A 20,584-nucleotide genomic window follows, 5' to 3' on the forward strand; every position below is an offset into this window, starting at 1 on the left:
GCAATAGCTATAACGATGGATGAATTATTATTTCTGATGCTGAACATCGACAAGCCTTAACGTAAAAAAACCAGCAAGTTTTCACTTGCTGGTTTTACTAGGATAGAAATGAATGATTTAGAATGAAGCTGTCACTTCATTTGAACAACCACTGCTATCACATACTTTGTAAGTGAATGAGTTGCCTGTCACTCGGCGCTCTCTATCACGATAAATACCGTTGTTTTCAACCGTATCGATTTTCTCGCCATTGCGATAGATATCTACCATTTCAGCACCTGTACCTTCCCAAGTGATGTCTACACGTAAGTTTCCTAATCGAGACTTGTATGCACGTTTTAACGTTAGCTCCAATGCTGTTTCTGCAACATTTACGTTAACAGATTTAGTATCATTGTTACCTTCACTGTCAGTTACCGTTAATGTTACAGCGTAAGTACCTGCTTCAGAATAGCTATGCGTTGGGTTTTGCTCAGTCGACGTATTACCGTCACCAAAGTCCCAGCTCCAAGTAGCTAAATCGCCATTAACGTCTGTACTGCTATCTGTAAAGCTTACAGATAGTAAATCTACCTCGTAGCTGAAAGACGCTACAGGAGCTGCTGGAGAAACATCGCCTAAACCGGTAATTGTCATTGACCAGTTGTTCAATGTACCAGTATCAGCACCAACGTTATCTGACACATTTAACGTCCAATCGCCTAGCGCTGATTCGCCGTTAAACGCTGCAGATGCAAAGCTGTCAACGATATCATCAGCACTACCGCCTGAGCGGTTAACCAATGTCGCAGTTGTGCCCGATGGCGATGTCAACGTAACAACTAAGTCACCAATCCAAGTATGTGTAATATTTAGGAAAGTGCTTGTGTCGAATATTGTAATATCATCGTTAATGGTAATAACTGAGTTCACACCATTCGAATCGTTATCAGGAATAGCAACTGGTGTCGTATTCTCATACGTAAAATCGTTTAACCCTTGAGGATTAACAAATAAAGATACCGTTTTTGCTTTAACCAGTTCACCACTCGTTGCAGTCACTGTAAAGTTATAGCTTCCCCATGAAGTATCACCGGTTGTAGGTACGTTCAATGTAAAGTCTTCACCCGGTGTAACTGTGCTTGCAGATAAAGTCGCACTGCCAAGTGAATCTTCTAACGTTAGGGCAATATCTCCACTCCAGTCTGCGATAGATGACATACTAAATGTATAAGTGGCCGTTGCACCAGCAGTAATCGTTTGTGCGCCCGGCGTCACTGACATCTTGAAGCCAGGTGTAGGATCGGCATCAATCAATGCAGTATGCGCATTTAGACGCTTACCAGAAACGGTCTTGCCATCTAAGTCGGCATTATCATCGCCGCTATTCATTAGTAATTCTTTAAGCTCAACAGTTGTTAAGTCAGGGTTTACCGAAAGAACAAGTGCCGCTACACCAGCAACGTGTGGCGTGGCCATGGAAGTACCTGAGAAGCTATCGTACCCGCCACCAGGAATAGTCGATAAAATTGATGAACCAGGCGCACCTAAGTCAACACTTGTTAAGCCCCATTGAGAGAAGCCAGACATAGCATCAGTGTGTGTTGTACTTGCAATTGACAAAACACTAGCATGTTCATAACTAGATGGATAATGTGGGTTTACATCGTTGTCTACTGCGCTGTTACCAGCAGCTGCTACAAATAAGATATCGGCTTGTTCAGAGGCATCGATAGCGTCAGACATTGCCTGACTAAATCCACCGCCACCCCAGCTGTTGTTCAATACTCGAACGTTTACACCGCTATTCTTTAATGCAACCATGTAGTCTAAACATTTTAGTGCATCGGAAGTTGAGCCACTACCGGAAGCATCTAGGAACTTACAACCAATAATTGACACTTCATGGTTAACCCCAACAACACCTTCGCCGTTGTTGCCCGTTGCACCAATTGTACCAGCAACGTGCGTACCATGGCCGTTATCATCCATTGGGTCACCACTATCTGTGATAGCGTTAATACCATGCACATCATCAATGTAACCATTGCCGTCGTTGTCGACGCCGTCGCCTGGAATTTCAGCAGCGTTAGACCACATATTGGCGGTTAGGTCTGAATGTGAATGATCTACACCCGTGTCAATAACCCCTACCACTACGTCTCTGTCACCAACAGAAATATCCCAGGCTTCTGGCGCGTCAATATCAGCATCGTCAGAACCACCTGTTTGGCCAGTGTTATGTAATCCCCATAATTCATCCATGCGGCTATCGTCTGGGATCACTTGAGCTTGAACCATGTAGTCAGGTTCTGCGTATAAAACTGCGGGGTGATTACGAAGTCTTTCTAATGCTTCTTTGGTACCAACTTTGTCTAGCTTAAAGTTTGCCATTCTACCTTGCATTAGTTGGTTGTATTTATCATCAACCTCGTCACCATTTAAATCAGAGATTTTGGCAAGTACGAGCGAACGAGCAGAACGACGCTCTAAAGCTGAAGCATCTTCTTTATAGACAACGATGATTGAATCATCTCTAAACGTCGGTTGATCTACAACCTTAGTTTCAATAGATGCCATGGCCATCGCTGGCAACATAGCAAGTGTTAATGCAGATAATTTAGATTTCATGTTTTGAATCCATTTCCGTTATTATTTTATCCCAGAGCACACTCATTAGGATGTCGGTTTAGATTCTCCACTTTGGGTCTATTTTCTACTTCGATGGAATTTGGCAACGGCTATACTTTAACCACAAAATTATTCTAAAAACTACTGAAAAACCCAAAATACGCATTTAGGATGATTTTCATGTCTTTTGGTCACTTGAACTAATACTTTTGCATTAGCGCATAGCGCCACCCCACCTGGTTGACCACTAATACTTTTGTATTACATTTTGTAAACAAGACATTAGAAACTCAGTTATTCACGCATAAACAATTGTTAATTAACAATTATTTTATTTTAATGGTTTTGGGTGATGGGCAAAACAAATTGAAAAACATATCGTGAAAGGGCAACCATGTGTTTGAAGGTAGTCAGGTTAGATGTCGATGATAAATAATAATAATAACAATCGTAAAATAGCTTCAAATAGCCATTTTTCGTGCGGGTTATTGTTTATTGCTTCGATGCTTTCCCCTATCGCCAGCTCGCAAGATTTGGCATCAGGCACTGAACTTAAAGACTCTCCGTTATCTTTAAGTCTATCTACTACTGTACCAATGTCAGTTGGCGACCATTCGCAACAACTGGTTATTAGTCAATATGGAATTTTGAACAAAGCAACAGTAAGTCAGGCAGCAAATGCTGGTAATAGTATTTCTATTCACCAACACGGTATCAACAATGTCGCAAATCTCACGCAAATCGGTTTCGGTAATACAATCAATTTACAACAAACCGGTAATGATAATCTTGCTGAGGTAACCCAGGATGGTGATGCCAATGTTGTCAATATAAATCAACAAGGTGAACAGACCTTTATTGTTCATCAAATCGGAAATGACATGGTCGTTAATATTACGCAATATTAATCGTACATTGGGAGAGAAAAGTGAAAATTAATAAATCAATCATTGCGTGTGCTGTAGTAGTTGCATTGAGCGCACAGCAATCCGCTTACGCTGAAGATGACGTCAAGAGCGCACCAGCCATTGAAATTAATAAAGACATGATGGTTGATGCCGTCGGTAACGTTATTATCCTATCGCAAACCTCACAAACAGGAGCGATCTTAGGGAACGACGTCAGCCTTGCACAAGAAGGTGATGCTAATGGTATTAATGCCTCTGTTGAAGGCGACGGCAATTCAACTGAAGTCACACAAATCGGTAGTGAAAATATTGCTATTTCTACAAGTACTGGTGACTTAAATACTGTTTCAGTAATGCAAGATGGTGAAGGAAACGAAACGCAAAATACCATCAACGGTAACGGTAACAATATAGAAATTATGCAAGAAGGCGCTGGCTATTTTGGCATTGGCAACGCTGCAACCAACGAAATTCAAGGTGATGACAATAGCATCACTATGGAACAAGGCGATGGTGGACACTGGTCATTCAATAAAAACATGGCAGGCTCCGGTAACACGGTTACAACTATGCAATCTGGTGTTTGGGGTGAAATTCACTTAGATAATGTCGAAGGCGACAATAACGAAATTGAAATTGAACAAAATGGCTATTGGTCTGAAACTAACGTAGCACTAATTCAAGGACATGATAACGAATTATCATTTGAGCAAGATGGTTCGCGTAACAAAATTGAAGTAGCTGAAATCATCGGTGATGAAAATGCCATTGAAATTGATCAGGAAGGTGATTACAACTCCGTAGTGTCTAATATTTTCACAGGGGCAGACAACGAAGTTACAATCATGCAGTTAGGCGATGATAATACGTCTACTTTTGACGTTATCGGTGATGCGAATGACTTCAATGTTATCCAAAACGGCAGCGCCAACTCTTCATATGTTGGTGCAATCGGTATGGATAATGAGTTTACCGTATTACAGACTGGTGATATGAACGAATCGCACATTGTTAACTTCAATGGACATGAAAATGACATCAATGTGACACAAACAGGTGACGAAAACGTTGCAGTAGTTCAAGCATCTGAAATTGACAATACGTTGGAAACAAGCGACAACGATATCGCGTTAACTCAAACAGGCAACCAAAACGACGCTATTGTTAACATTAGCTCTATCCTTGATAGTAATCAAAACGCAGTTGATATCTTGCAAGATGGTGATTTGAACTCGCTAGATATTTTAATCGAAGGTAGCAACCATATTATCGATATCGCACAAGTCGGTAATGAAAACATGATTACTGGGGCCAATGGCGACGCTATGTTAATCGGAGGTGCTGGCGTTGAGTTAAGCATTAGCCAAATGGGTGATGGTAACATTGTTGAAGGATCAATTATCAGCGACATGGGTAGTATTTCTATTACACAAGTTGGTGATTGGAACAGTGCAACAATTGTGCAACAATAGCACATTACTGTTAAAATAAAGTAGCAAAAGGGTGGCAACACCCTTTTCTTTAATATGCGCAAGACGTCAATATTTTTAGTCGCACTTATACTTACTACAGTTTGTAGTTACGCTGAAGAAGTAGAGATTGGTGGCTTGTTACTCGACAACACATTGAGTCGCCAAGGAAAAGAGTTCTACCACCAATTTAGTCAATTATGGCAGGACTTACCCAACTCTGAAGGAATTAATGTTCAAATTAAAGAACAAGTTATTCCCCGTTCTGGCACAAAATTAACAGTTAACATGAATAACAAAACGATCTATGTCACGTACATGGGGCGTAGACAACAACCAATTAAGGACCGTGTTGAAGCTGCTGTATTTATTTTGATCGAAGCGATGGCACAAAGTAAGTTTGAACCTAACAATCCAGATATTGCCAATAACGGATGGTAATCATGAAAAATAAAATATCGATATTCCTGAGCACGATGGTGTTTGCAAGCGCCCTGTCTGCATCAGAACTTGTTTACACTCCTATCAATCCAAGTTTTGGTGGTAGCCCTTTGAATGGAAGCTTTTTGCTAAGTAAAGCGCAGGCTCAGAATAAACATAAAGCGAAAATCTCCGAAAAGACGTACGCGGAGAAATTTCAAGATTCTTTAGAACGAGCTTACATTAATAAAATGGTACGTGAAATCACTGACTTAGCATTTGGTGAGACATGTGATGTTGGAACGCCGGAGTGTGAACAAAGCATATTTGGTGAGGACGCTACCTTCGTGAGTGGGGACTATCGAATTGAGATAATCACTAGCAGTTCCGATAGTATCACCGTACAAATTACACACTCGATCACAGGTGAAATTACCATTATTGAAGTACCAAAATTTGGAAACGAGTATGATTAGAACACTAGCATTCACCCTAGCAGCTTTATTATCGGGGTGTAGTACAATTGGGAGCATGTTTCCACCAGAACAAACAGCCGCAGTAAAAATTACACAGACAGAAAGCTTTGCTGAATTAAAAGCACTACCCAAACCTAAAGGAATGATTCCTGTATCGGTATACGCGTTCCGCGATCAAACAGGCCAATATAAACCACAAGCCAATGTTAGTTCCTTTTCAACGGCGGTAACCCAAGGCTCTACTTCAATTTTAATGCAAGCGCTTAGCGACTCAGAATGGTTTTTACCTGTTGAGCGTGAAGGTTTACAAAATATATTAACAGAGCGAAAAATTATTCGTGCCGCATTACAAGGTAAAGACGACAAATCACTAGAGGCAAACGAACTACCGCCACTAACAACGTCAAAAATACTCATCGAAGGTGGTATCATCAGCTACGATTCAAATGTTAAAACAGGTGGTTTTGGTGCAGAATATTTTGGTATTGGTGCCTCAGAGCTATACCGAGAAGATTTGATATCAGTATATATGCGAGCAATTGACGTACGCACTGGCCAAGTATTAGTGTCTGTTTCAACGTCTAAAAAGGTGCTTAGCAAAGAAGTCAGAGCAGGCTTTTTTCGGTATGTCAGTTTTAAGCGGTTAGCTGAAGCTGAAGGTGGCTACACTACAAATGAACCAATGCATATCTGTGTCAGACAAACCATAGAAAAAGCTATTACAGAACTAGTTCTCAAAGGCATCGACAAGAAGGTGTGGAAGGCTCAGGAAGTTTAAAATAGCCTCAAATTCAAACGTTTCGGGGCCATACCTAGGGCCCTGAAAAATCGCCTGAAGTGAAGCATTCACACTATGCGTGACAACTACATATATTCTGCTTTAATCCCAATCAACTAGCAAAATATTGCTGTGACCACGCAAGTAGTTCAATCCGATTACGCGATCTTGTTTTTCTAAAAATACTGTATAGGTGGGTTTTTACTGTATTCGGGCTGATATGCAATTGCTCTGCAATTTCTTTATTTTGAGCACCACTAGAGATCATACTAGCGATTGTTTGCTCTCTTCTTGTCAAATTGTTTTCTACCTGTTCATGCTGATTTGACATTGATTTCGATTGAGGATTATCAGGTTGATTTTTCAGTAAGTCAGACAATGCCTGATTCATGACCGCACGTTTAAACCAACGTTCATATTTCTTGATATTTTCTAAACCCTTAATAACAATATCGGCCTTGTCTTCTTTGTAAAATATTCCCTGAATACCTGCTAATAAGGCTAATTTTTCACAGAAAGCATTATGGGTGCAATTGAATAGTATAATGTTGGCATTTAGTGCTAATTGCATTACTTCATCAGGCAACGCGTCTTCACTATCAAGGTTGTAACAATCAACACAGAAAATATCGTAATCCGACATTGAGGAATAAAGCGGTAACTGATTATTCATTGTCACTGATAATTCACTCAACTCAACCAAATTAATGAACTGATTCAGTTTTATTGCATGTTGTTTTGTAATTGTGTCATGTTCTTCGCAATGAATAAAAGCAGATGACATTACCTTTTTATATGAATTCATAATCTCACTTCCGTTGTTGTTATGACTTTATTCAATTTAAAATTGTGGGTGCTTAATTAGGTAAACTAAGTAATATTCTTCTTAGTTAAGCGTAAGGTTAGAATTAAGAAAACCACTCAATAGATGATGCTCCCCCTCACCAATCTTGTTAACATTTTTATAATATTTTTTACATGACTGTCAAGAAACCATCAGGACTATCAAACGAATTAATATATATCAAAACTGAATAAGCAAGATGATTCATATCTTTGCGCTGAACGATTAAGTTAATCGACGAGCTAAAAACAGCGAAAATTTATACAATTAAAATTAACTAATAACGATATGCCCACTCAACGAACCAATATCCGTTGAGTGCTTTTTACTTAATCGCATGCGCAATAAACTGACGGATAGCATCATTCTCTGACGGTGCGGCAATCGAAGGAGTGATTAATTTTGGTTTATTAAGGTAATTTTTCTCAATGAGTCTTGAAATGATAGGTAGGTAGTCTAATGACACTTTACCACATAATAAGTTGATGAAATCTGGATTAGTTTCATAGGCATTAAGTATGTGGTGTAAGCCTTTTAAATATAAGTAATCTTTGGTAAAACCGCCTCCACGATATACACGCGTAGTAATGGTGAACGCTTGATCATCAGCAACGTTATGTTGTTCCTTCAAGAATAGAAATGTCTTTTTAAAATCCTTTTCTTTAATCATTGAATCAACCGCCAGTACTCTGAGCGCGAGGACTTTGAGTCGTGGTACCGTAAGAAAACCCGCGAGATACTCACTTAAGATCGCAATACCTTCTTGGGTTTCAGTATTCACCGGACACCCTACCGAAAGTACTTTCAATGGTTGATTACGGGCATTTAACGTTGTTAATAAATGCACGCCTAACTCGTGGTGTGCAAGAGCATTCACTTCTGTTTCAGGAATAGTCGCGGCACTATTAACTTTAACGGTTAAGCCCGAAACTAGCGCATTGGCAATCATACTGTCATTAAGTTTGATTTTGTATTCATAGCCTTCTTGTTGGGCGAATGCTTCCAGTTTTGAGACAATTTCAGGCGCTGATAAAATTAACGAATCACTTTCTTTTTTGTCAAAATCATCGGGTAAATGCAGAATGAAACTCGCATTTCGCAGATCTTTTTCACTAGGTTCACCAAAGTAACGCATTGAATCGTACAAGAACTCTGGCGAACCAATCGACTTAAACTGATCCACTTTGTCTACGTATGATTCAATAATACCACTATACAGTACCATCAAGTCTTCATCGCCTAGTTCATCAACTGGCAAATTGAATAACTCACGCTTTTTCTTAAAAGTGTCAATGTCATGTGTCGTATAAACAAAGCTGGGGCTAGCTGAGAATTGTGAAGTAAAAAACAACGCTTTTTGTTCTTTCAAATTGAGTGGTGAAACGGCCGATAAAATATCAATGCCTTGCACCGCATTTGATAATGCCGTGTCTAATGCGTTAAGTTTTTCTATGTCTACGTTCACTGCTAAATTTGTCCTACACCAGAATATTTGGAGTGCTTTTCAATTGCTTAAAATTACTACAAGATACTTCAAGTCCTTCAATAACTATAGCGTACATACCTGTTCACGCTGTTTTATTACTGCTGGGCCGCTATAACTTTCATCAACGATGATGCTACCATCCTTATTTTGCCACTGTGCACCGCGAATGACACCAATTTCATAGGTCATATTCGCTGCAACATTAATCGTAAATTTTTTGTGCTTGAGTTCATCGTTAAACTCAATCGATACCAACTCAAGCACATGTTTTCCTGGCGTTAGTTTATGTCTGGACTTGCCTGTAGCTACCGCATTTCCATCAATACGATCAATTAAATGTGCACGAGCGCTAACGTTAATTCCAACCGGCTCCCGCCCTGTCGGTATATATACAATGACCCTTCCGCATGCGCTGGAACTACTATAATCTGGCGCTTGAGAAGCGCCATTAATTGCTTTGCTAGTTTGTGTACTATTTGCTGTGCATTTAACTGAACTTAGTCATCTCCACAATGACAACCAAAGTTTGGTTCGCTCTGGCAATATATTAGTGACAAGCATCATGCACTTGCACCGGTGACTGTCAAATGAAATGGCCACACAACGGGTCACCGGTTTTATTTACGAATCAACAATTATGCTGGCTTATCGACTAAAGCACCGGAATCGTGTGACGAGTTTTCCTGATAGCGTGCAATAAAGCGCTCACCACAGGTCAATTGGATACCACAAGGTATGAAAATCAAAGTTAGCAATGTCGAAAACAACATGCCGCTAATCATCGTCCACGCCAATGGCGGCCATAAGGGACTCGACGAAAAGGCAAGCGGCATCAACCCTATAATAGTCGTTAATGTGGTCAGTAAAATAGGACGAAGACGTTGAGATACCGCATCTTGTATTGCATTTTCCTTGCTAAGACCGCTTCGCCAATTCAACACCACGCGATCAACAAGGACGATGCCATTGTTAACTACGACCCCTATTAAGCCTAACATGCCCAACATCGCCATAAATCCAAACGATTGTCCTGATAATGCCAGGCCTGGATAAACACCAAACACTGCCAAGGGTATAATCAGCAGAATCAACCCTGTAAGGCGCAAAGAGGAAAATTGGGACAGCAAACAACCTACCAACAATAGCAAGCCAGCAGGCAGAGCTTTGGTTAACGCGGCATTCGCATTAGTACTTTGCTCTGCTTCTCCACCCAATGAAATGTCAACACCGTGCTCCTGTGCAATCGCTAATAGTGCTGGCTCTAGTTCCGTCAAAACCTGTTCATCCTCGCCATTGGGCATTAAATCGGCACGTACTACAATTGCTGCTTGCATTTCTCGCCGGATCAAACTTGGCGGTTCCGAGACAAAATTTTGTTCAACAAATAAACTCATCGGCCAAGGCTGCGCGTCATTAATCACGGAAACACTATTGAGTGACTCACTATCAATCTCAGTTCCTTCTCCGTAACGAACATATATAGGTGTTGGATACCCATTGTAGCTAAGTTCTCCGGCCGGCACGCCTATACTCATCCATTGTAAGTGCGCAGAAATCTCTTGCTGCGAAACACCAGCAATGGCCAGTTCTTTATGCTTAAGTTTGAGCTTCATCGACGTTGCGTTTGTACTTGCCCCTAAACGAACTGCATCAGTATCTTTGTGAGCATTGAGCACGGCTTTTACCTTTTTACTTGCCGCCACTAACGCAGTGCGATCGTCGCCTAATAAGAATACCTCGATAGGGCTCGCTACAGGTGGACCTTGCCCCAACTCTTTGGCTTTAATGTAAATGTTTGAATATTTAGTTCGAAAAATTGCATTAAGTCGCTCAACTAATGGCGGCACTTGCTTTGCTTCTTGAGTATGAAACACGAGTCGAGCAATATGGCTTTGCTCAGGTTCAGGTGATAAATTGTAATAAAAGCGAGGACCGGAGCCACCAACAAAGCTAGCAACATACGTTACCTCGGGTTGTTCTTTTAATAATGCCGTCAACTGTTGCGCAGTGTTTAGCGTTGCGTCGTGACTCTTACCATAGTCGAGTTCAATGTCGATAATGGCTGTATTTCTCGATGTTTTTGGAAAAAACTCTCCCCCCACCAAAGTTTGAAACGAGGCCAGTATCGCTAACACCAATAAACACCCCGCCAGAGCCATTTTTGGCCAATTAAGTACGCGCGAAAGTGGCTTAAACGTCCACGATTTAGTATATGTGGACAAACTTCGACTCAAGACCAGTCTGCTAAATGCAGGTACAAACGTCAGTGCAACCACCAAACTACTAGCAATGGCAGTGATTACAATTACTGGAATTGTGCGAATGAAGTCGGCAACATCCCCCTCTGCCAAGAGCATAGGCAAGAATGCCGCGATGGTGGTCAAAGAGGAACAAAGCAAAGGTCGCCATAATTCCAAGAAGGCCTTTTTAGATGCATCAAACACTTTCATCCCTTGCTGGCGATATGTTTGAATTAATTCGGCACTAACAATGCTATTGTCAACTACCAACCCTAAACTCAGCACCATGCCCGCGACTGACATTTGCTCCAACACGCCGCTAAACATGCCACCATATAAAATCATTGTAGTTGCAGCAGTTACGGGAATAGATAGCGAAACAATCAGCGCTAGTCGCCAATTCATCGACAAAAATAGAACAATTGCCACGGCCAAAAAGCTAACCACTAAGGATGTCATTAGCCCGTCAATTCGACGTTTTGTCCATTCAGGCTGGAAGAAAACTAGATCAATCGTTGTGTCAGGGTGCGTCAACCTAATCTCATTGAGCACACGTTCGAATTTTTCTCTGACGTCGGTAACGCGCATTTTGTTTGGAGGTAACGTTATTGCTAGACCTATGCTCCGCTGCCCATCGTGCCAAAAGCTTCGTTCGGCAAATGGATCTGCAGTCATCTTCAGTGAAGCGATTTGCCCAAGTGTTAAACCGCTATTTTTTCCCTCAATCAAAGCTAACGACGCAACGTCTTCAGTGTTAAGGTAAATGCCAGGCGCTTCGATTGTATTATTCTGTGAAGCACCGCGTAGTTTATTTAATGGCTGATAATTACCATTGGATTTGATCAATTCGCTTAACGTCAATGGCGAAACACCTAAACTACGTTGTTGATGTTCTGGAAATATGACATCAAGTCGCATACCAGGATCTCCGACAAGGCGAATATCGCGCACCTTTAACCGACTCAATAACGCTTCTTTGATCTCTAACGCTTTCATGCGTAACTCTAGCAAGGAGTAGTTACCCGTCAGTGCTATCACGATTCCCTGAGTATCAGAAATTTTATCAAATACTTGCATATTTCTGAGACCACTCGGCAATTGTTCTGCGATGCCTGACAGGTCATTGCGTATACGTTGCCATGCTCTGTCGGTATCATAGATGTCAGGCGATAACTCCAATTCAATCGTCCCGCCACCGGACATGCTCGTGCTGTCAATTTCCATAATCTCTTCATTACTGCTCAACCCCCGTTCAATAATTCTTGTGGCTGAACGTTCCACTTCATTGGCAGAAGCACCAGGATACGAAAATTCAATTTGACCGTTGCGATAAGGTAAGGAAGGATCTTCTTGGTTGTATATGTTGAACCAAGTGACCATTGCCAAGAATACGAGCAATGTGCTAATTACTAGTATGAATCTGTCGTTAAAAAACCAACGTAGCATAATAGTTTCCTATTCACCTGAAAATGATGGAGATTGATTTGTTTTTAATTCAAATCGATTGGGCAGAATCGCTAATTCCCCTTGCGTCAATGGACCTTCTATTTCTGCATAGTCCCCTTTTAATGCCGTCACTTTAACGTACAACTTATTGGTCGAATCATTTGCCATCATAATATAAGACTGTCCAAGTTCATCGTAGCGCAACGCACTTTGTTGTACCTGGTGACGAGTATTAGGAAGGGTCAACATTAACTCCGCTATCATGCCAATAAAACGTGGATTCGTTTCTGACAATTCTACGGTGACCTCAAACAAACCAGAGGCTATGGACGCTGGCGCAGCAAATTCAATCATTGTCACCGGCTGTGTAGTATCCAGGCCGGGAATTTTTAGTGTATACGTTTGTTGTTCGGACATTTGTAGAAAGTATTTTTCGGGCACTAGAAAACGTGCCTTCTGGTGTCGATCTTCGTCAAGTTGAATCAGGGTTTGACCCGGTGCAATGTATTCTCCTTCGCGCACCAAAATATCCGACACCAGACCACTGAACGGCGCGGTAATCTTGAGTTCATTATATGCGTCCTGAGCCGCTTTTATGCTCGCACGCGCCGCTTTTACATTAGCTTTAGCAACAGACCACTGACTATGGATATCTTCAGCTCGTGATTTTGACATCCCCCCTGTTTTCACCAGTCGTTGACTACGTTGCCACTGTAATTCGCTTGCGGTCAACTGTGCCTCGCGTTGCGCCAAGATAGCCTTGGCCTGTTCTAGGTTGGCCTGTAATGCAGGTGAATACACCTGTGCGATTAACTCGCCTGCTTTCACGCGACTGCCTTTTTTAATCGGCATCTGCACCAACCGCCCTGACTGCAGTGAGGTAGTAACAATAGAGCGCATGCCTTCAACTTTGCCACGAAACTCAACTTGACTATGAGACGGCAATATTTCCACAACTTCGTTTGCATGTCCGTACTTCACACTTGATACCGTCAAGGGCATTAAAATGAATACTAACGCGCTAAGCCTTTTTACATAATGTGACATAAGATTGTCCTTAATTTTCACCGTGAGTCGCTTTACGAATAACTGACTCAGTACGAGGTTTATGGTTAACTTGCACTTGCCCGCCTATATGAAATGCGCGAAAAGCATTTTCCGGCAAACCAGCTTCCTTTACTGCTTGAAATAGTCTTTGTGGCGGCTCGTTGACGGGTTCTGATGTTAAAATAAACGTTCCCCAATGAATCGCTATGCTACGACGTGCCTGAATATGCTGATGGATTTTGACGGCTTCTTCTGGCGAGCAATGTTTACTGCGCATAAAAGATTCAGGGCCATAACCGCCAATCGGAATTAGTGCAAGGTCAACCTCACCTATTTCCTTAGCAATTTCCTTAAATAAGGATTCGTTGTACCCCGTATCCCCACCAAACCACACGTTGTGTTGCTTGAATTTTATTTGATATGACGCCCACAGCGTACGATTAGTATCGAACAAGTGTCTACCAGACCAATGTTGCGCAGGGAGCGCTTGGATATATACCCCTTTTACCTTGGCACCGTGAAACCAGTCGAGTTCCGTTACGTTGGTAACCCCCTGTGCCTCGAACCAGCGTTTTAGCCCTAGAGGTACAACCCAATGGGTTTGATTGCCCCAGGCTTCGACCACGCGACTATCCAAGTGGTCATAGTGATTATGAGAGATCACAGCGATATCGATTGCAGGCAGGTCTTCAAGCGCCACAGCAGGTGGCGAATAGCGTTTAGGACCTAACCAAGAGACAAACGACGCCCGAGTTGAGAATACCGGATCTGTAATGATATTGACGTCTTTGCTCTGTAACAAAACACTCGAGTGGCCAATCCAGGTTGCCTTTAAGCCTCCGTCTGGCGGTAGAAGATCCGGTTTCACGACTTTTGCTGTTAATCCATCATCTGGAAAATCAGGAAAGCGTGATTCAAATAGGCGCATTTTAATATATGCCCATTGCCCTTTGTGTACACTCGGCACGCCGTAGCGATTGGTAAATTTGTGACCAAAATTAAACATATCTGTATGACTGTTAGTCCATAAAATCAAAAAAAACAAAATAGGTAACCCAACGAGGCAGGTTACCGCGATAGCACGGTTCACTTTCCGGCCTTATGGTAAAAAAACTGCGGAAGTCGGTACTTGTTCTTCACGAGTAAATTTGCCACATATCGAGTTACAAAGGGTTTACGCTGAAGCGTTGCCAACACGTCTGCTAACGCATCTGCAACGCGATCAATTTCTCGCTGTGTTACCAACAATGACGGGTAGAATCTCAACACTGGATGTGGAGCGCTTTCGTTTAACGAGTACCCCAAATGAATCCCCCTTTTCTCCATGCCCATCATGATCAGAAGTTCAGCCCCAGGGCTACGACATTTTAGCCCTGTCATGAGCGCTTTCCCGGGTACTGCTAACACCCAGTTGGGATAATCTTTACTTACTACCGTAAGCTTCTCTTTTAGGTACGCACCCATTTGTTGTGCTTTGGCAATCAGATTGTGCTGTTCGATGTACTCTATTGCCGCGATAGCTGTCGCACATGCCAGTGGCTGACCTGCAGAGGGATTACTGAGTTGGGAATCAAGCTGAGCAATCGCCGGAGCGAGCGAATGATGAGTCAGCAAACAAGCCATCGCGGTACAACCACCAGTTAATCCTTTCGATATCATTAACATATCAGGCTGTATTTGGCTTTGCTGACATTCAATCATCTGGCCAGAGCGACCAAATGCCGTCTGAATTTCGTCGATAATAAGTAGTGTGCCCATCGCTTTACAAAGTTTATCGACCTGTTGTAAATAGCCATCATCGGGGACAGTTATAAATGGGCCGCCAAGAACTGGCTCCAAAAATACGGCAGCAACTTCACTATCTAGCTCAGTCCTTATAGAGGCGAGTTCATTGTAAGGCACCCGCACAACATTAATGGCGTTATCACCAAACGGTGTTCGATGAAAGTCTTGTCCAAGAAGATCTAATGCTGTGGTTGTTTTACCGTGATAAGAGTTTTGCGCGACGATTATTTTCTTACGATTGGGATGATGCGCCTTCACTAAACGCAGCGCCATTTCACAAGTTTCTCCGCCTGAATGAGCAAAATGAATATCACTCAAGCCTTCCGTTAAGTATGGCCGTAATGCTGCTAACAGCTTAGCATGTAACGGATTACGAACATTTTCGGGTAAGCTGGCCAAACGGGTTAATTGTCCAGTTGCTGCTTCAACCACATAATCGTTGGCATGCCCCAACAAAAATATGCCATAACTACAGGCAAAATCTAAAAATTCCTTACCGTCTTCGTCCACAACAATATTGCCTTTGGCGTAAGATTCAGCGGTTTTTCCTGACAAACGGTAGATATTAGCAGCACTTGAACTCCAGTATTCAAAGCATTTGTCATACAGCGGCGCATAGTTGTTCATTCTGTACCTTCCTTGGTGGATTAATAACTAATTGTGGTGATTGTGTGGCCACATCACTAAACAATTGCAAGGCGTGCTTCCACCCTTTCGAGCTCATAGTGATGGGCGGGATCAAACAAATCACTGTTTTTTCTTGCCTAATAATGAGTCCATGCTGCTCACAGGTCAGTTTCAGTGTATGTGCTTCATCAGGCGTGAGGCCAGTCATGAATATTGCACCGAGTACGGAGCCATAATGAGCGCGATAACGACTAGCGACACGTGTTAATTCAGGCTCGAGCATGGTATTTATTTGTTCAAACTCACGCGTCTTTTGCTTGAGTCTTATGGCGCTTAATAGGCGAATCGCTTCTGCTGCTGCAGCAACTGAAGCGGGATTTCCGCCGGTTGTACTCCCGTGAAGTGACGGATTCTTTTTACCGTAAACAGCTTCGTTAATATCACGTCGAGTCGTATAAGCACCTATAGGAAGCACACCGCCGCCAAGCACATTGCCATAAGTAACGACGTCCGCTTCAAGTCCAATTTTCTCGCTAGCGAACCAGCTTTCCCCTCGACCAAAAGTTTCGTTTTCACACACAATCGTCAGCGCTCCAGATGTAGCTCGCGCCTGATTGATATGATTGGCTTGTGCGATCGTTAACAAGGACAATCCATATTCATGCGCTAATGGATTGACTATTATCGCCGCCGTTTGCTTCGTCACCACTTCTGACAATGAAGACAATGAAGACAATTGTGCTCTATCCACCCAACGTACTTTATAGTGCATCACAGCTTCGACCTCTTTGGCAGGTGCACTTAAGCCACGACCATAAGTCATATGACCAAACCGCCCTCCCGTAATTACCACTAGCTCCCGACGAGATTTGTGATAACCTCTCAGCAATTTGATTGCCCCCTCAAATGCTTCATCGGGTGAATTGCACAGATAAGACATTGTTAACTGTGGCGGAGTTATGTGCGCTAGATATTCCGTTAAATCCAGCTGCGACCTTGACATTAACGAGCGACTCGACAAGCCACCAATTCGCAGTTGCTCCGCAACTGCCTGAACAACAGAAGGCTCCTGATAGCCGAATTGAAATCGACTCACATCCGTAAAACTTTGTCCATTACTGGCAATGAGTGAGCCTTGTTCAGCTGAAATAAACGACATATGTAAAGAATTCATTTTCTGCTCCCTTTTATGTTTTACGCTACGAGAATTTTTGTCCGTAGTTATAAACACGTTCCAACCACTGAGTTTTCTGCTCAGGTTTCAGGTGTTTTAATGAACCGATCGTCGTAGATTTAACGGGGCTAATACCACAAAACTCAAGCGTCATATTTTTTAAGGCCCTTAACGCAGGTGCCCGATATACCAAGTGGTAATACCAAGCTGGCGTATCTAGTGTGCTAATGACATGAGCGGTCTTGTTTTTTAATAGCTTCTCCCAACGTCTACTTCCCTTAACAAAACGAAACGCAAAGCCAGGAAGAAAAACCCGATCGAGTAAGCCTTTTAATACGGATGGCATCATGCCCCACCATACAGGGTGCACAATGACAATATGATTTGCCCATTCGATTTTTCGTTGAAACCTTAACAAGTCTTCTTCGAGTGGCTGATCATGACTATATCCCTCCACCAATGAAGGGTTATAGTTAAGTGATTGAATATCAAGTATTTGAACTCTATGCCCAGCAACTTTGCAACCATCAGCATAACGTCTGGCCAACTCACTACAAAAGCTCTGCGATTTTGGATTCCCATTGAGTATTAATACATTCTTGCTCATTTAGATCCCTCTATGATTGGGTAAAAAAAGACTCAACAATGCCCCCACTAAGGCGCAAATGATGAGCACCTGAAAAGGCTGTTGAAAGGATTCGATGCTAGGTGACGCCGCCATAGAACTGAGTAGCATTGCAGCAAGACCATTAACACCTAGCGCGGCGCCAAAATTGCGATATAACTGAACGGATGCCGTAATTTTACCGAGTCGTTGACTGTCGGTGTGACTTTGCGCATATAACAAGGTTGCCGTTGCCACAAAGCCAATGCCTAAGCCGACTAATAATTGGCTGAGTAGCAACCACCACGTCGGCGTAAAATCATTGACCAACAATAATGCCGCACAACCAAGCGTTTGAGCGATAAAGCCAACTAATACGCAAAGTTTCGCTTTCAACTTTCCTATCCACTTTCCGCATAACGTTGCAGCAATTACCCAACCGAGCGACGCGGCTAGAACCAGATAACCAGCTGACATTAAGCTACGCCCCAACGTTTCAATCGTTAAAATGGGTAACAAGGTGACACTGGCATACATCACGATGCTCGACAGCAATATGTAACAAGTGTTTAAACCCAATGGAAATTGAAAAAACTCGTAAGCCAGAAAAGCCTGACCTTTTTTGCTATTTACGGTGAACAACATAACCGCAAGTGACAGACAGACAACAAATGGCAAGACTGTCAACAGTTGGGAAGGCAGCATAAGAGTGCTACTCTGCAGCCAAAGTAATGCGCTGGTGGCAAGTAAAGCAAAGACAACAAAGCCAAAAACATCAAAACTTTGACTATTTTTGGTGCTCGATGAACGATAAAACACTAAAAAGCCCAAAACAACCGCAAGCCCTATCGGCAGATTAAGATAAAATGCCCAACGCCAATCAACTAACTCATGCAAACCTGCACCAATCATCGGACCCGCAATCGCTGCTAAGCCCCACACGGCACTAAGCAACCCTTGCATCTTAGCCCGTTTTTCAGCAGTAAACACTTTGCCGATTATGGTGTAGGCAAGTACGACTATACCACCACTGCCCATGCCCTGAATAACACGTGCAATGATGAGATGCTGCATATTGTCACTCAGCCCAACCAGTAAAGACCCCGCTAGAAAAAGCGCCAATGACAATTGCATCGCCACTTGTTCGCCAAATTTATCTGATAAGACTCCCATCAATGGCATTGCTATGATCAACGCCAATAGGAAACCAGAAATCAACCATGGATACAGCTGTGGCGCGTCAAAGGTTTCCCGAATAATGGGTAACAATGTCCCCATGATGGTAGTGTCCATAGCAGATAGAAATAACGCACTCAGCACAAGTGCGACTACCCAGCCACGCTGAGTTTTCTCTGACGGGTGTTCAACCTGTTCGATCGTAACCGACATAATCACTTCCTTATGCAAGAGCTGGCGCAATGTAATGCGCGTGCACTTCACTGCGACCGCTGAACTTTTCGAGTAGTGCACGATCATCAGGCGTCAAGTAGTGATCTACCTTACTGATGCCATTACCAGAAAAGACAATTTCCATGAATCGTTTCGTGAGCGCCATTTGAAACTCGTGACATACATTGCCCGATTTGTAATCGACGCCTAACGTTTCAATCGCATGTTGCTCGAAGCTTGCCGCAAGTTTGAAGTTCAACTCTTCTGTTTCTATTGCTATTTGCTTAGCTCTCGCAAGTTCTTCGTCAGTCAAGCACGGCATAATTTCATCAAAGACGAAATGGTCAAATTCAATATGGCGGTGCTCGTCTAAACCGTGAGCTACCAGTAGTTCAGTGATAAATTGCTGCGATTGGGGATCTTTTGCAATTGCTCGCGATTCAAATGCGGTAATGACCGACTCACCGACATAGGCAGAAGCATGTAAGCCCACCAATTTGACAAATGGATTGTCTTCTCCTTGATATAGGCCAACGCGCTCCTCGAAAAAGTTCTCTGCCAGCCTAAAATCAATTGCGGTTATTTCATTAACATAGCGAAAAAAAGTATTGGCATGATTAAGCTCTTCAGCGCCAAAACACGATAAGGCATGGTGTAGTGCAGGTCCTGAATTTAATGGATGTTTAAACGCCTGCAATTCGCTTAACACTAAAGTGACAACGGCAGTAACATGCTTTTCAATTTCAGCCAACTGCGCTAACTCTTTGGCGATATACGCCACAGACTCTCTCACTCTATCAGGGCGCTCAAAAACATACTCTGACATGAACTCTAGCTCTTTTTCTCCCGTTGCCTTTTGCCAATTTAAAGCATTTGGATGAAAAGTTTGTTGATGTGCATTACTATTAATTTGTTCTAATTTCTGTAACATGATCTAATCCCTATTGATTGGCCTGTTCGAAGTCTTTGTATCCATCTTCGACACCTATGAAAATTTCTTTTATTTCAACATGTTCATCAGCTATCAACGCCGAATCTCGTAGCTCTTCCATTAAAAAGTAATAAGCCTGTAAATCTGTGGTACTCACAATAAAGAAGTCAGAAAAATCGGCACTGAATGCCTCCGCATCGTGAAACGATATTGCCAATTTTCCTGCATATTTCGCGAATATTGGTTGCGTATGTTGTTCTTCAAATCCTTTGCGCGCTTGGCGTGATAACTTTAGCCAAGTCGTATTAAAGTTATATTTAACGACAATTGTGTATTTCATAACGCCTCCG

18 protein-coding genes are annotated in these 20,584 nt (G+C 42.5%); 5 read left to right on the forward strand and 13 right to left on the reverse strand.

The annotated features are described in order from the left end of the window. Window positions 1–117 precede the first annotated feature (117 nt). Window positions 118–2,610, reverse strand: coding sequence for a S8 family serine peptidase (locus tag ACSLUK_RS05090; protein WP_448547441.1), 2,493 nt, complete (start codon window positions 2,608–2,610; stop codon window positions 118–120). A gap of 425 nt (window positions 2,611–3,035) precedes the next feature. On the opposite strand from ACSLUK_RS05090, the gene ACSLUK_RS05095 reads away from it, so the two are divergent. Genes ACSLUK_RS05095 through ACSLUK_RS05115 form a run of 5 tightly spaced genes read left to right on the forward strand, consistent with a single transcriptional unit; the run spans window position 3,036 to window position 6,661 of the window. Further along, complete coding sequence (locus tag ACSLUK_RS05095; protein WP_448547442.1) at window positions 3,036–3,518, forward strand: curlin subunit CsgB; 483 nt, start codon at window positions 3,036–3,038, stop codon at window positions 3,516–3,518. Between the two features lie 20 nt (window positions 3,519–3,538). After that, window positions 3,539–4,990, forward strand: a complete 1,452-nt coding sequence (locus ACSLUK_RS05100) for a curlin (protein ID WP_448547443.1) — start codon at window positions 3,539–3,541, stop codon at window positions 4,988–4,990. 54 nt (window positions 4,991–5,044) lie between these two features. Continuing rightward, complete coding sequence (locus ACSLUK_RS05105) at window positions 5,045–5,428, forward strand: CsgE family curli-type amyloid fiber assembly protein (protein WP_448547444.1); 384 nt, start codon at window positions 5,045–5,047, stop codon at window positions 5,426–5,428. Beyond that, window positions 5,422–5,883 carry a curli assembly protein CsgF gene (locus ACSLUK_RS05110; RefSeq protein ID WP_448547445.1) on the forward strand — a complete coding sequence of 154 codons (462 nt, stop codon included), beginning with the start codon at window positions 5,422–5,424 and terminating at the stop codon, window positions 5,881–5,883. Before ACSLUK_RS05105 ends, ACSLUK_RS05110 begins: the two co-directional genes overlap by 7 nt. After that, window positions 5,876–6,661 (forward strand): CsgG/HfaB family protein, encoded by a 786-nt coding sequence (locus tag ACSLUK_RS05115; RefSeq protein WP_448547446.1) that lies wholly within the window; start codon window positions 5,876–5,878, stop codon window positions 6,659–6,661. The genes ACSLUK_RS05110 and ACSLUK_RS05115 overlap by 8 nt, the downstream gene beginning before the upstream one ends. A 112-nt stretch (window positions 6,662–6,773) precedes the next feature. Here the strand turns inward: ACSLUK_RS05115 and ACSLUK_RS05120 are convergent, their stop codons facing one another. The 12 genes from ACSLUK_RS05120 to ACSLUK_RS05175 form a co-directional block, all read right to left on the reverse strand. Next, entirely contained in the window at window positions 6,774–7,466 is a 693-nt protein-coding gene (locus ACSLUK_RS05120) for a helix-turn-helix transcriptional regulator (RefSeq protein ID WP_448547447.1), read from the reverse strand. Between the two features lie 364 nt (window positions 7,467–7,830). Beyond that, window positions 7,831–8,970: a flavohemoglobin expression-modulating QEGLA motif protein gene (locus ACSLUK_RS05125; RefSeq protein WP_448547448.1), complete on the reverse strand. Its 1,140-nt coding sequence runs from the start codon at window positions 8,968–8,970 to the stop codon at window positions 7,831–7,833. Window positions 8,971–9,054: 84 nt separating this feature from the next. Beyond that, a complete protein-coding gene (locus ACSLUK_RS05130; protein WP_448547449.1) occupies window positions 9,055–9,255 on the reverse strand; it encodes a hypothetical protein in 201 nt (66 codons plus the stop codon). A 371-nt stretch (window positions 9,256–9,626) separates the two neighbouring features. Further along, window positions 9,627–12,677, reverse strand: coding sequence for an efflux RND transporter permease subunit (locus ACSLUK_RS05135; RefSeq protein WP_448547450.1), 3,051 nt, complete (start codon window positions 12,675–12,677; stop codon window positions 9,627–9,629). Window positions 12,678–12,686: 9 nt separating this feature from the next. Then, window positions 12,687–13,724 carry an efflux RND transporter periplasmic adaptor subunit gene (locus tag ACSLUK_RS05140; protein ID WP_448547451.1) on the reverse strand — a complete coding sequence of 346 codons (1,038 nt, stop codon included), beginning with the start codon at window positions 13,722–13,724 and terminating at the stop codon, window positions 12,687–12,689. Between the two features lie 10 nt (window positions 13,725–13,734). After that, window positions 13,735–14,814, reverse strand: a complete 1,080-nt coding sequence (locus ACSLUK_RS05145; protein ID WP_448547452.1) for an MBL fold metallo-hydrolase — start codon at window positions 14,812–14,814, stop codon at window positions 13,735–13,737. Next, window positions 14,811–16,136 carry an aspartate aminotransferase family protein gene (locus tag ACSLUK_RS05150; RefSeq protein ID WP_448547453.1) on the reverse strand — a complete coding sequence of 442 codons (1,326 nt, stop codon included), beginning with the start codon at window positions 16,134–16,136 and terminating at the stop codon, window positions 14,811–14,813. Before ACSLUK_RS05150 ends, ACSLUK_RS05145 begins: the two co-directional genes overlap by 4 nt. Next, window positions 16,111–17,310, reverse strand: a complete 1,200-nt coding sequence (locus ACSLUK_RS05155; protein WP_448547454.1) for an aminotransferase class III-fold pyridoxal phosphate-dependent enzyme — start codon at window positions 17,308–17,310, stop codon at window positions 16,111–16,113. The genes ACSLUK_RS05150 and ACSLUK_RS05155 overlap by 26 nt, the downstream gene beginning before the upstream one ends. Window positions 17,311–17,335: 25 nt before the next feature. Next, a complete protein-coding gene (locus tag ACSLUK_RS05160; RefSeq protein WP_448547456.1) occupies window positions 17,336–17,917 on the reverse strand; it encodes an NAD(P)H-dependent oxidoreductase in 582 nt (193 codons plus the stop codon). Then, entirely contained in the window at window positions 17,918–19,303 is a 1,386-nt protein-coding gene (locus ACSLUK_RS05165) for an MFS transporter (protein WP_448547457.1), read from the reverse strand. It lies immediately after the preceding gene. Between the two features lie 10 nt (window positions 19,304–19,313). Continuing rightward, a complete protein-coding gene (locus tag ACSLUK_RS05170; protein WP_448547458.1) occupies window positions 19,314–20,234 on the reverse strand; it encodes a hypothetical protein in 921 nt (306 codons plus the stop codon). A 10-nt stretch (window positions 20,235–20,244) separates the two neighbouring features. Beyond that, on the reverse strand, window positions 20,245–20,574 hold the full coding sequence (locus ACSLUK_RS05175; protein ID WP_448547459.1) for a darcynin family protein: 330 nt from the start codon (window positions 20,572–20,574) through the stop codon (window positions 20,245–20,247). Between the last annotated feature and the right edge of the window lie 10 nt (window positions 20,575–20,584).

This window comes from Thalassotalea fusca (genome assembly GCF_053485835.1).